The sequence below is a fragment of the Serratia sp. 22264 genome (assembly GCF_052045345.1).
GTDB classification, from domain to species: Bacteria; Pseudomonadota; Gammaproteobacteria; order Enterobacterales; family Enterobacteriaceae; genus Serratia; species Serratia plymuthica.
In genome coordinates, this window is sequence record NZ_JBQEOY010000001.1 from 2,082,497 (window position 1) to 2,095,598 (window position 13,102).

Annotated in this window: 8 protein-coding genes; 2 read left to right on the top strand and 6 right to left on the bottom strand. The window is 51.8% G+C overall.

Annotated features, from left to right (window positions below; all coding sequences use genetic code 11):
• Window positions 1-2: 2 nt before the first annotated feature.
• Window positions 3-1,472 (bottom strand): EmmdR/YeeO family multidrug/toxin efflux MATE transporter, encoded by a 1,470-nt coding sequence (locus tag ACTJJ1_RS09770; protein ID WP_004946412.1) that lies wholly within the window; start codon window positions 1,470-1,472, stop codon window positions 3-5.
• A gap of 322 nt (window positions 1,473-1,794) precedes the next feature.
• Here ACTJJ1_RS09770 and ACTJJ1_RS09775 point away from each other — a divergent pair, with 322 nt between their 5' ends.
• The gene (locus ACTJJ1_RS09775; protein ID WP_440833631.1) at window positions 1,795-2,601 is read left to right on the top strand and encodes a DUF1460 domain-containing protein; all 807 of its coding nucleotides are present in this window, start codon (window positions 1,795-1,797) and stop codon (window positions 2,599-2,601) included.
• Between the two features lie 24 nt (window positions 2,602-2,625).
• Window positions 2,626-4,086: an SH3 domain-containing protein gene (locus ACTJJ1_RS09780; protein ID WP_440833352.1), complete on the top strand. Its 1,461-nt coding sequence runs from the start codon at window positions 2,626-2,628 to the stop codon at window positions 4,084-4,086.
• Here the strand turns inward: ACTJJ1_RS09780 and ACTJJ1_RS09785 are convergent, their stop codons facing one another.
• The 5 genes from ACTJJ1_RS09785 to tssK all read right to left on the bottom strand — a co-directional run bounded on the left by ACTJJ1_RS09785 (window position 4,087) and on the right by tssK (window position 13,102).
• Window positions 4,087-4,662 (bottom strand): helix-turn-helix transcriptional regulator, encoded by a 576-nt coding sequence (locus tag ACTJJ1_RS09785; RefSeq protein ID WP_440833354.1) that lies wholly within the window; start codon window positions 4,660-4,662, stop codon window positions 4,087-4,089. It lies immediately after the preceding gene.
• Between the two features lie 1,675 nt (window positions 4,663-6,337).
• Window positions 6,338-6,691, bottom strand: coding sequence for a DUF6277 family protein (locus ACTJJ1_RS09790; RefSeq protein WP_440833356.1), 354 nt, complete (start codon window positions 6,689-6,691; stop codon window positions 6,338-6,340).
• Between the two features lie 25 nt (window positions 6,692-6,716).
• A complete protein-coding gene (tssM, locus tag ACTJJ1_RS09795; RefSeq protein WP_440833358.1) occupies window positions 6,717-10,196 on the bottom strand; it encodes a type VI secretion system membrane subunit TssM in 3,480 nt (1,159 codons plus the stop codon).
• A gap of 33 nt (window positions 10,197-10,229) precedes the next feature.
• Window positions 10,230-11,747 (bottom strand): type IVB secretion system protein IcmH/DotU, encoded by a 1,518-nt coding sequence (gene icmH, locus ACTJJ1_RS09800; protein WP_440833360.1) that lies wholly within the window; start codon window positions 11,745-11,747, stop codon window positions 10,230-10,232.
• Window positions 11,744-13,102: a type VI secretion system baseplate subunit TssK gene (tssK, locus tag ACTJJ1_RS09805; protein ID WP_440833364.1), complete on the bottom strand. Its 1,359-nt coding sequence runs from the start codon at window positions 13,100-13,102 to the stop codon at window positions 11,744-11,746. Before tssK ends, icmH begins: the two co-directional genes overlap by 4 nt.

The following is a 13,102-nucleotide window of genomic DNA, read 5'->3' on the forward strand; positions in this document are numbered from 1 at the left end:
GTTCAGCCCCCCGTTCGTCTGGCGTAGGGGATTGCCTGTTCCGCAACCTCTTCTTGTTTTATACGCGGGTATTTCCACAACCAACGCCCGCTGACCATGCGCCAGTAGAAGAGCGCACCACGCACCGCCCAATCCATAAACATGCCGAGCCAAACGCCGACCACGCCCATGCCCAACACAATACCCAGCGTGTAACCCGCCACCACCCGGCAGCCCCACATGCCCAACATCGACACCCACATGGCAAAGCGGGCGTCGCGCGCACCTTTCAACCCGGCGGGCAGCACCCAGGAGGCGGCCCAGATCGGCATAAAGGCGGCGTTGAGCCAGATAAGCACTTTCACCACCTCTTTAACATCGTCCTGCCGGCTATAAAACGAAGCGAACACCCCGGCCAGCGGCACCGTTCCCCAGGCGATCACCGTCAGCCCAATCGTCGCCAGCCAGAAAATGTGGCGCAGTTGCCGCTCCGCCTGGGCTATCTGCCCTTTCCCCAAGCGTTTTCCCACGATAATGGTCGACGCCGATCCCAGGGCGTTGCCCGGCAGGTTAATCAACGAGGCGATGGAAAAGGCGATGAAATTACCGGCAATGACGTTGGTCCCCATGCCGGCGACAAACATCTGGGTCAGCAATTTGCCGCCGTTGAACAACACCGATTCGATGCTGGCGGGGATGCCGATCCCCAGCACTTCCCAAAGGATGTTCAGTTTTAACGGCGTAAAGTAGCTTTTCAGCGTGATGTGCAGCGCCGGGTTAAACCCAATCATCAGCACGTAAATAATGGCGATGGCACCGATATAGCGGGAAATGGTCAGCCCCAGCCCGGCGCCGACAAAGCCCAGCCCATGCCAGCCCAGCATGCCGTAAATCAGAATGCTGCTGATGATGATGTTCAGGATATTCATGCCGCCGTTGATCAGCAGCGGGATCTTGGTATTGCCCGCCCCGCGCAGCGCGCCGCTGCCGATCAGCGCAATGGCGGCGGCCGGGTAGCTCCACACCGTAGTTTGCAGATAAGAAAGCGCCAACGCCTTGACCTCCGGGGTGGCGGCACCGGCGATCACGTCAATAATCTGCTCGCCCGCCAGATGGATGCCCACCGCCAACACCAGGGCGACCAGAGTCATCAACACCAACGACTGGCGCGCCGCCGACCGCGCTCTTTTGCGGTCCCGCTTGCCGAGGCTGAAGGCCACCACCACCGTGGTGCCCAGATCCACCGCGGCAAAAAAGGCGATAATCACCATATTGAAGCTGTCCGCCAGCCCCACGCCGGCCATGGCTTCCTTACCGATCCAGCTCACCAGGAAGGTGCTTAGCACCCCCATCAGCAAGACGCAGGCGTTCTCCATAAAGATCGGCACCGCCAGCGGCGTGATCTCACGCCAGAACAGCACACGGTAGCTTTTTCGTTTGGCATACCAGGGCGTTTTTTCCACGCGCTGACGCAGGGCGGCAAGTAAATTCAAGATGAACTCGGATAAAAGTGAAACAACATTTCAAAGGATGAATGACAGATCGTTATCCTGCAAAGAATTTTTTGCAAGAGAGGATTTCCGCCAGGCGGTCCAGTCCATGTCATCTTCCTGATCCGCCAGCGATACCGTGATATGGAAGGTCCTGCAATGAGAAGGAAGGTTAAATTGATCTTAGGGGCAAGTAATAGAACGGCAGCCAATAAAGTAGCAATCAACCACTGGCGTTTTTGACAGCAATAATAATCATTTTCGGTAATAGAAATAACAATCATTTCCGGTAAAGATGAAGACGGAATTTTTACCTTTTACGGAAATGATAATGAAGCTAAAGACATGGACTGTCTTGCTGATGTCAACATGCCTGACAACATGCACCTCACCTAAAATAGATAAATACCCGACCATTATGGACGGTGTCACAACGGAAAAAGTTAACTCGATTATCCGGACGGTAGTCATCCCTTCAGCAGGGGAAAATCATGGGGAAGTCATCAGCCGCGTGTCATCTGCTTTTCTCGGAACACCTTATCAGGCAGATACGCTTATCGGTGGACCTGACACCTCCGAAGCTCTTGTCGCGAATTTTAACGGAGTGGATTGCTTTACCCTGGTAGATTACGTCGAAGCCCTGACCCGGAGCCGTGACCAGAAAACATTTCTGCATAATCTTGCCAGAACCCGCTATACCGGAGGCAACGTTGGCTACCTCAGCCGCCGGCACTTTTTCTCTGAATGGTTCACCACCGCGCCGCGTAATGCCCGGGACGTCACGCCGGATATCAGCCCTGATTATGTCATTGCTGACAAGCAGCTGAACCGTAAACCGGATGGCGGCGAGTACATTCCTGGCCTGGGCATTAATCCGCGTAAAATAAATTACATTCCCGGTAAGGCTATCAACGAACAGGTCCTGAGCCGTCTGAAAACCGGCGATTATGTCGGCGTTTACTCCCCACTCAACGGGTTGGATGTTTCGCATGTGGGTATCGTGATCCGCTACGGCGAACAGGTGTGGTTCAGAAATGCCTCCTCACTGGCCGCTAACAGAAAAGTGGTGGACTCACTCTTTATGGAATACATGCAGCCAAAACCGGGCATCGTTGTGTTGCGGGCTGAGTGACAAGGTCATTATCGGGGATCTCATATGAAAAAAATCCAGCCGCCTGAAAGAATAAAGCCTCTTTTCCTGATTGTTCCGCTGCTGTTATCGGCGTGCCACACCGCGCCACTCAGACCGGAAGTCAACGACACGGCTTCTCCCGGTTATGCCGCAACGGACTATATCGACCCGACCAAAACGATCTTTCCACTGGGGAATTATTCGCAGTCTGTCGATAAATGGATCCCCCCCGGCCCGGATAGGTATGTCCCCATTATCGATGCCGCCACGCAGCAAAGGTTTTTTTCTGTCCTAAAATCTCGCTATTTTGGTATGGGGCAAGACGAACAGTCGCCCTGGAACCCTTATTACATCGCATCCATCCTGAACAAGGGAGCTGGAAGCGCTCGTGATGCCAGCACTAAGAAGTACCTTGGGAATAACAGTGTTTCCTGGGGAGAAAACTTCAGGACTCATTCTGCCGGCTGGAAGCAAGAGGTAAGACATAATGCGGATACCGACATTGACGATGTTTATCACCCCTCCGGTCGAGGCATTGCCGTCAGGGAAACGCTGGTCAGGGCTATCCCGACAGCGGACCCGGCTTATGACGATCCCCGGCAGGCCGGACAAGGATACCCCTTTGACAATTTGCAGGATTCCTCCATCCATCCCGGCACTCCTGTATACGTACTTGCAAACAGTCGCGACAAACGTTGGAAGTACCTGGTCTCCCCCACAGTAACCGGGTGGGTTCACAGCGAAGATATCGCGGGAGTGGATCAGCAATTTGTGACCGAATGGCTGGCGCTGACCAGAAACAACCTGGGCGCGTTTATTAAAGAGTCGGTCTCCGTGCATGAAGACGAGCAGTATTATTTTACCGCTCGCCCCGGAACCATTCTGCCATTCCAGCATAAACAGCACAGCCTTTTTCTGGCCGCAGCGCCTGTACGTAACGATGACGGCCGCGCACAAATTCGCTGGGTCAACCTGAAGGCGAAGGAGTTCACCGCCATGCCATGGGAAATGACGCCCGATAATATGGCGACACTGATGAAATCGATGAACGGCAGACCCTATGGCTGGGGAAATTATAACTTTTATAATGACTGTTCTGCCGAAATGCTAAGCCTGCTGATGCCCTTTGGTATATTTCTTCCCAGAAATTCTGCGGCTCAGATACAGGCAGCAACCAGGGTTGTTGACCTCAGCCATGAGAATACGAGCGCGCGAATACGTTACCTCGCGGAACACGGCAGATCCTTCACCACACTGGTCTACATTCCGGGACATATTATGCTGTACATCGGTAATACAGAAATTAACGGGAAAAGTGTCCCGATGACATACCAGAATATATGGGGACTGCGGCCGGCAGATTCGAAAAGTCGGAGTATTATTGGCGGTTCCGTTTTTTTCCCTTTGCTGACCTCTTACCCGGAAAACCCCAAACTGATGTCGCTGGCAGGCAAGGCACAGTTTAAGCTGGGGTTTATTGAGTAATTAGCAAGAGTCACTATGCATTTTTAGCCATCTTAAAAAATCGATATTATTATGGATATTCAACTTTCGCATTGCAGAGCGCTTATGAATACTGACGGTTTTTGGGCTGATGCCAAGTAGCATCGCCATTTGATTTTGCGAGTAACCGCACTTGATCAGACGACAAACCTTGCCTTCACTGAAGGTCAACTGAGTGCGGCAACGTGGGCAATGATCTGAAGTAAACGGAGCTTTGCCCCTATAACATGCCATTACCTTGGCAATGACTTTTTCTACCCCCTCTGTGCGCGTGATGCTCCCCGCCTCTAAATTGCAATGAACCTTCGGCATAATGGCATTATGTTCCAATATCGAAAAATAGAGTGGGATAGAATAAAACTCTCCCTGTAGCAATTGTGCATGGCAAAAATTTATAGACACCCGGTCATCAGGCGCTCTGAAGATCACATTAGCATTTTTTTCTCCGGTAAATTCAACCCGAACCCCATGCTCAGAAAAACCCTGTTTCATTGCAAGGCTCAGACCCAATTTAAAGAATTGATTCCGATCGACTATAGCAATACTTACCTGTTCCATTTGAATATTCTCCTTCATTAACCGGAATTTCTATACTTTTTCCCAAGCGGGATCCTTACGGTTGTTGTGAGAAAAAATAATGCAGGCATTGATGCTTGCATAAAAGGTTCAGATAAAATACATCAAATATGTTTTTAGACTCTAAAGATATAAATCAGATATCTTTATGAGTATATTTTAGCGTAGTGATAGCGTAAAAAAACCGCCGCGTTCAACACGGAAAGTCAACCTCAGATCAAAATCTATCTTCGCGAATTAAAGTAATCCCAAAAAACCTCCAGGAAAATTATCTGTAGGATTATAGTTTACCTCAAGAACTCAGCATATCCAGATAAATACATAAATAAAATACAATATAAATCATTAAATTGACAAAAATATCTTTTTAAGCATAACCATCCAGACATTGGTATTTTCCTTAGGTGGCGTCCAACACCCTTAATTTCCTTATCCAACCTAATAAATAATAAAATATAATATATCATTATAAAATATCACCAAAAACCACACACTGCGTTATTTAGGCGAAAGTGAGACAGGTCCTGATGCAAAGGCATAATCTTTAACTATAGCGCGGCGGTAATTTTTGAAATAGGCAATAAGATCGGGAAGGTGACAAGGGTGCATGAGATAAATGGTACGCCATGATCGTCTCAGCGATAAAGACGAGAGGATAAGCAATCTAAATGCGAGTGAACAAACAGGGTTATTTGAGCCGCACTATTTTTCTCTCGACAATTGAAACCAAACTGACATGTTCCTTCTTCATCTGTGAACGCTGCCCACTGGCAGTTCCTCGTCTCAACCACGATTTTCCGCCAGTTCGTCATAACTCAAGGGCCTTTGCGAGACCGTAAAACCCCTCATGACACAGCCTCCCTGGCTGAGATTATAGAAATAAATGAAAAAATAAAATTCTATTTAAAAAACCAATAAAATCTCGACTACGCCAGACAATAATAAACAAGGTGGTTGGTGATAACTATAACAGTACGAAGTTAAAAAAACCAATATTAGCATATAATTAATGATGTTTCTTGCGCGTTAAACCACCCTGATAATATTATAAAAACCCGTCCAAACCTTATTGGCAATATATCGTGATTTGCAATAATCAAATGGCCTGCAGTTAAGGGCTAACTGAAAAAGGAGTTTCAAATTATGAAAGTATTATCTCCAAGTGAAATTGAGCAAGTAAGCGGCGCCGCTTTCTTTGGCGATGTCGGTACACTTATTTGCAGCGCTATTGGAACCGGTATTGATACTATATAAGCCATTGCCGGTGTTGATCCTGATGCCAAAACAGTAGTCGGTACTTTGGGTAAAGGCATCGACCTGGCTGTCGACTCGGTCATTTCCACTGGCTTGCAGTTCCTCTCAAAACTGTAATATAGAATAGCCCCCCCTTTAATTCCCTTTTATGTATATTGTTTCATTTACCAGTGTCCCTGCGGACACTGGTTTTTTTTGCAGACTAAAAATTAAAAATAAATAAGCGCCAGAAGGATACAAACCCAAAAGAACAAACTGGAACATACCGCGAGTAAAAAACCCGTCAGTGGGTTAGCATTTCTTAACATCCAGTTATATATCATTGCATACCTCCCTGTTTATAATGCCAGGGAACAAATTCATCCCCCGGCATTCTTAATGATTAAAGCACATAGCCTCCACGTTACAGTTTGGGTACCTTCGTGAAAAAGTTTGCCATTTCATTTGGAAAACCTTTAGCAATCGTTGGGCGAAGGTCGTCCATTGGCACGTTAAAGTCTTTCGGCTGTTCGGACGTTTGCATTTTTTGGTGCGCCGTCACATTTGCTTGCAGCCCGTTAAAAATGCCTTTCATATTACCAAACATATCGTCACAGGATTTTGTCACGTTGCTCATCACGGACTTCGCCGCATCAGGGCCCGACATCTGAATATTACTCACCCCTTGCATAAAAGGTTGGCTAAGGGAAGATTGAGAATTCTGTCCCAGGCTGCCGCCCGCCTGCATGGTTTCAAAGATTTTTGCTGGATCTAACATAGTAATTACCTCTTCTCGGTTGTGTTTACATCGCTTTTGGGCAGGAGAATCCTCTCAACGCCCGTGACCAGAGTGGGAAATCCTTCATGGTGGAACGCAATTCCAGTTTCAGAACGCCAACGACGGAAGACATTGACATCGTTAACTCACGTCTATCGCTGGCGAGAGGAACTGGGTTACTGGCATCAAACATGCGGAACAAGGCCCAGGGGCCGTCAAAACTGGAAACCTGAATCTGGCCGGTACCCGTTCTGAAGGTCAGGCGAACATAGCTGCCGCCTTTGGGGCCGGGCCAATCAATGCGGGTTGGCTGACTGTAACCGTGGCTGTAGGTAATCACCTGGCCATCAATATCCAAAGTGGCTTCGGTAATGGTAGGGGTCAGTGATAATGGCCTGATAAACATTGAGAAAGAGAGCTTCTCGCCCGAGGTGAAAAAAGTGTCGCGAATCAATCGGGCATTTTCGAAAGCACCCAGGGTACTCGCATTGACAATACCTTCGGATCCCGGCTTGGCATTCCATTTTTTGGCGTTCACATCCACGTAGGGGGCCAGGTTTTCGTCAAAGAACTGCTGCATGGCACCATCGCGGCCGAACATACGTGAGAAATCTTCGATCCCGACCTCTGCCCTGGCGTTGCGGGCAAACGGATAACGCCCGCTGATGCTCCCCTTGCACAATCCTGAGGCCAGCGACGAAGCTCCTTTGCTCAGATTTTTTTGGCTCTGCTGTACCGTCTGGCTATCCCCAACCTGCAGGAGATCCATCATGACGCTGTACACCGGCTCCGGCTGCCGCGCAGCATCCAATTGCAAGCGCTTCAAGGTGCCGCCGGCCGGTACCACTTGCCCGCCGCGCAGCGAGGTAGACAACGTGGTCAACTGGCTATAGAGCGCCTCAAAACTGCGGCTCAAGGGATCATTGCTGGCATTGGTGGTTTGCAGTAGCTGGTAACCCAGGCGACGAAGCAGCTCAAAGCGATCTTCAACCGCCCGTTCCGGCGTCAGACGAAAGCGCGCACGCTCGCCGGAGATTTCGCCGAGAATATCGCGCCGTTGCTGCTCAATTCGGTTACGCTGACGATCGAACCAGCTGGCCGCATCCCCTTGATTGGTACCCGTCATGCTGGTTTCCCGAGCGGCAAATCGCACCAGGTTAGCCAATGGCGAAGACGGATCCGACAGTTGACGCGCCAAAATCGCCGCATCCTCAAGCCCGTTAACCGGCCGGGCCCGAACGTCGCGAACAAAGGCATCCCACTTGTCCGCATACTCAATCAGATAGAGTTTCCTCGCCTCATCGGCCAGCTTCTGCGCGGAAGCCAGTGTGGTGACTTTCGAGCCATCCTCTTTGCTGTCGCGCAACACCCAAGACTCCTCTTCAATCATGTCCTTGGCGGCGTCGTCCAACTGCGGCAGGAACACATCCCGATAACTGGCTCGGGTATAGAACCCCGGCACGGCGCTATCGGTAACCGTTGCCTGACTCTTGCGCCGCAACATCAAAGAGACATTTGGCCCCGCAGCATCGGCCAAAGAAATGTCGCCGATGGCGGCCGGCAAGGGTTTTTCTTCGATGCGGCGCACAACCCTGAGCTGCATCGGAATATTCATCGCCTTCACCCGTGCCAAGCGCAACAGATCGCCGTCCATTTTCATCACCGGCGCATCGGGCAACGAGAACATTTCGCGCAAGTGGTAAGCGAAAATATCCTTGTTCATATCGGTGTAGCCTTGCGGCATAAAGTTTTCCCACCGCGCCATAAACCAATCGATCAGCGCCTGTGCGGAACGATGCGAAGGTTGCCCCATCATCAGATAAACCTTCAGGGTGCTATACACATCTTTATTGGAGGCCGATACGTCGTTCTTCAGCTCACTGGCTATGTAGTTTTCTACCGCCGGCCAGAAAATCTGCAGCAAATGGCGCTGGTAGGTTTTTTGCGCCGCGTTGTTGATCAGCTTGTGTTCGAAGTAGGGATTCGGCAAAGGTGACACTTCGCCTCCCAGTTGGGCGTTCATATAGCCCATTTGTTCATACGCAGAAATAACGTCATCGCTGATGCGATTAGTGACAGGTATCTCACGCACGATGCGTTTTGTTTCATCGAAGCGTGCCGCAATATAGGAAATATAATCGCTCTCCCACAGGTAACGCATCGCCAACAGGTTGAAAGACACCGCCAATAGGATCAACACCAGGGTATAGCGCCCAATCATGCCCATTCTGTTGCCCAACGGCAGCCCATGCGACGACTGCTGCAATACCCCGCGCTCCTGTCTGGCGTAGCTCAGTTCAGGGTGATATATGCGCCCGGTTGGACGGGCTTCATACATGTCCGCCGCCTGCGCGTTATAAATAGCGCCCTGCGGCGGCAGCGCGACGGTGCTGCCCAACCAAACCTGCTGCAGATGGCAGGAATAGCCCACCGGGGTCTGCGGGAAGATCTGCTCCAACAGCGAATAAAGCGGATTGCCCAGCGAGCCGAGCGCCTCCGTGAAAAACAGCAGCTGCTGACGATTTTGGCCGTCCGGCACATCGTGCAACAGTTCAAGAACATGATGGCTGACTCGCGCCACCATTTCACGGTAAAGGGTTTCGTACTGTTCGAAAGGGGTTTCCCCCTGTTTGGCGCGATTGAGACTAAAACCCATGCCTTTTTGCAACAGATCGTCGCCCAGCATCGACAGGAAGGTGGCTCCGCCGACAATCTGATCGATATGACTAATGGTGAAGTACACCGCCAGATCGATGCGAAACCAGGCGGCGAGTTCCAACAAGCGCACCCGCAACGCATCGGCCACGGATTTTCTTTCCGTCAACGACGCATGCAGCAGCCAACGTGCATCCAGGCATAATATGATGCCGTCGACTCCCGGATGGCGGCGATGGCGCTTAATCAGTTTGAACAGGGTGTCGCGCGCTTTGCTGCCTTCTTCGCCCAAGCCGTTCAACTGCAACCATTCGCCAGAGGTGTCTATATACACCGAGTTTTCCGCCAGCCACCAGTTACAGTCCTGCGTCGGCCCGATATCCACCGTCTGCTGCAGGCCATAATGCTCCGCCATCAGAAAACGTTCCCCGCTTTCTCCGATTAGCGATGTTTTCCCGCTGTTCGGCGGCCCAATAACCAGGAACCAGGGTTTTTCACCGATGTGACGGCGGTTAAAGCGGTATTTAAAGCGCTGCCAATGGGTGCGCTGCTTCGCTAATCCCACGTACTGCAATGTGCGCATAGCATCGTAAAAACGCGAGGTCACGCGATCGCGCTGGGCCGACTTTTTCTTGACCGGTGCAGGCGCTCGGGCGTGGCGGAATACCCAAGACAAAAATGTCGCGACGAATGGCCACAGCGCCCAGCACAGAATCAGAGCGATGATGATGCCGCGCACCCACACGGCGAACAAAGGCCTGTAAGTGCCGATGGCAATCAGCGGCCCAATCCACCACACCACCGCACAAAGCAATAGGGCCAGCACTAAGACGAATGATCTACGTATCATATAACTTCCTTATTCCGACGCAGGTGAGTTCCTTCAGTTTTCCCCAGGGGCAGCCGCAACATCTGCTTTGTTTAAATCCGCTGGCGGATCGGATATCTCTCGTTCACCAATTTTCCAAAGAATGTCTACCCGGCGGTTACGACGGCGCCCTTCTTCGGTCGCATTGTCATCCAGCGGTTCTGCATCCCCTTTGCCGACCGACGTCACTGTTCGGTTGTATTTGCTATTGACCAGCGACTCTCGCAGCTTTTCCGCCACCGTCTGCGCACGCGCTTCGGAAAGCTTCAGGTTGGAGTTGTTAGACGTTTTGCGATACTGAGTGTTGTCCGTATGGCCGATCACTTCCAAGTCACCCGGCCACGGGGCCAAGGCTTCCCCCAGGCGCTCAATATTGCGTTTCTGTTTAAACTCCTCCGACAGTGTCGACTTGCCGTTGGCGAATGCGCCGTCGGAAGTAAAGATTAACAACCAGCCACGCGGATCCGCCCTGACCTCAAGCCAACCTTCGCTAAGTATTTGAGGCAGCGGCTGCGGAAGGGTTTCCATTATATTGATTTTTCTAGGTATTGGTGGCGTCCATGCCAAGATGGCATTACGCAACGCCCGTGATTGTTCGTGTAGATACCAAGCAGCTGACCCATATGTCAGCAATGCCAGCAACATGCCGTAGCCCAATAACTTTATAGGGGTGACTCGGCTCACTCTATGCGTCACCCTCTCCGGTTTGGCATCGGCCAGCGTTTGCGTCGGATCCTGGCTATATAAGTAACTATCAAGATGATTGCGTACGTCAGCCAACAATACTGCCCCACGCTCCATCACATGGAATTTCCCCTCAAACCCCAGTGACAGGACAAGATCGTAGAAAGCCAGGATATCCTTATCCCGCGGAGTGGCGGCCAGATAGCCCTGCAGATGGTCAAAGCATTTTTCGCCGCCCCAGGCGTCGCGATAAAACTCGACCAGCAGGCTGAGATTTAGCGTGCCCGCTTCCAGAGTGCTCATGCAGCATTCGTCAACATAAGAGCAAAGCAGGTACGCCAGCTTGTCCACATCATCCGGCGTAATATGTTCCTTCAGTAAGCTCTGCTGAAACTGCTGTATCTCCCGGACCATTTGGGCGCGCACCGCCGCCGGATTCAGCTGCCCCTGATCGCGCACCCGCTCCACCTGCAGTAAAACCGGTATCGCCGCAGCAATCAGCGCATTATCCCAATGCCCCATCATCACGCCGGGCCTGCTCAACGCCGCCCGTCCAAATAGGCCATTGACGCTACCTGAAGCTGCCTCGCCAGCCTGTGCTACCGCGTGAGGTTCACCGGTTGCCGCTGTGACAAATTCAGACTCACCCGCTGCTGGCTCGGCATGCGCGGCTCCCGCCGGATTTCCCTGACTGCCAGGACGCATTTTCGCGGCCAATGCGCGAGCGCCCAGGGAAAGCCCGGCAATTTCCGCTGCAGTTTTCCCCGCCTCCGCAGAGGGAAGCTGTGGATAAGCTTTGTTGCGTGTGGCCGCCATCGCCTCGCGCATTTTTCTCTCGAACTCGTTCATCCTACTCTTCCTTGCCTTAGCCCCCAGACGTCAAAACGCAAATCCGGGAAGTCGCCAACGATACTGAGCGCCAGCGCCGATCCAGCCATCATTTCCTTATAAATAGGGTCTGAGTGATCGACCTCGAAATAAATGCTGTTCGGGTAATAAGGGATATGCCGCGGCGGTGATGCCATAGGGAGCAGTCGCGCTCCCGGCAATTGCAAATCGATCAGTTGAATGATTTTCTCCACCGACCCCAACTTGACCTGAGCGGGGAAGTACGAGCGCAAATGCTCGATGGATAAACCACAACTGACGGCAAACACCAGTTTTTCCAACCGCAGTTGGGTATCGTTTTGACACAGATAAATACCGTCCCCCCGATCAATAAACGATAGTGCTACTGCAGGCGCTTCGATAACCAATGACAGTGCTCGGCGAATCGAGGCGAACAGCTGAAAATAGCTGTTGTGCGGCTCGTTGTGCAGATACACCAGATCCGCACGATCCCACAGGCGTTCTCCGCCGGGGATTATGCTCAACCGCCCCAACAGGCTCAGCAAGGTTTCGAACAGCTTTTCCGGATGCACCTGCGGGCACGCCAACAGTTGGCTGATGCGCAAGTTAAACTCGCTCAACGTCTGCAACAGCAGCAATTCCAACAGTTCAGAAAGCCCGCCAATGGTCATATGCACATCGGGCCGGAATACCGACTCCAGGCGCTGACTGATCAGGCCGAGCAGTTCGCTGGTGAAGCCGGGCAACCAGCCGATGGCACGGAAATCGAGCATCGGCGGCAATGCACGTTCATCCAACATAATTCGGCGATCGCTGGTTATTTCGCGAATAAAGCCAACCGGCAAGGCGCTTTCCGCACTGCTGACGGTTTCCTCCAGGCTCAGCCGGGTAACCAAGCTCCCTAACTGCATGGTGCATACGCGCGGCGTGCCTTCCAGGCTAACGCCATGGTTGCGATCCGGCACCTCGGCATCCACAGTGCGAAACCGGCTGTTCTTGCGATCATCCTGAACCAGGTCAATCTGCGCGTTGCCCGTAATATCCATCAGCACCGACAGGCAAACCACCTTCCCTTGACAATCCTCGCCCATCACCAACGGCAAAGGCAGCGGCACATCTTCCGGCATGCTGAAAGGCGTGCCGTCCGGAAAGACTCCTTTGGCTTTTTTCAGCGCGAATTTGCCCTGTTCCAATAGCCCGCGATCGATCTCCAGCGTGATAAAACCCCAGGTAAAGGTCTCGACGCTGCGCAGCCTCGTATCAATCAAGTGTTCGAAAAACCGTTCCTGTTGCTGGAAGTGCTGCGGCTCCATCAACATGCCTTCTACCCAGGCGACGCGTTGTTTAGGTAACAT

Coding starts and splice junctions, on each gene's coding strand:
- ACTJJ1_RS09780 (WP_440833352.1), top strand. CDS start 2,626: ATGAAAAAAATCCAGCCGCCTGAAAGAATAAAGCCTCTTTTCCTGATT.
- tssK (WP_440833364.1), bottom strand. CDS start 13,102: ATGTTACCTAAACAACGCGTCGCCTGGGTAGAAGGCATGTTGATGGAG.
- ACTJJ1_RS09775 (WP_440833631.1), top strand. CDS start 1,795: ATGATAATGAAGCTAAAGACATGGACTGTCTTGCTGATGTCAACATGC.
- ACTJJ1_RS09785 (WP_440833354.1), bottom strand. CDS start 4,662: ATGGAACAGGTAAGTATTGCTATAGTCGATCGGAATCAATTCTTTAAA.
- ACTJJ1_RS09790 (WP_440833356.1), bottom strand. CDS start 6,691: ATGTTAGATCCAGCAAAAATCTTTGAAACCATGCAGGCGGGCGGCAGC.
- tssM (WP_440833358.1), bottom strand. CDS start 10,196: ATGATACGTAGATCATTCGTCTTAGTGCTGGCCCTATTGCTTTGTGCG.
- icmH (WP_440833360.1), bottom strand. CDS start 11,747: ATGAACGAGTTCGAGAGAAAAATGCGCGAGGCGATGGCGGCCACACGC.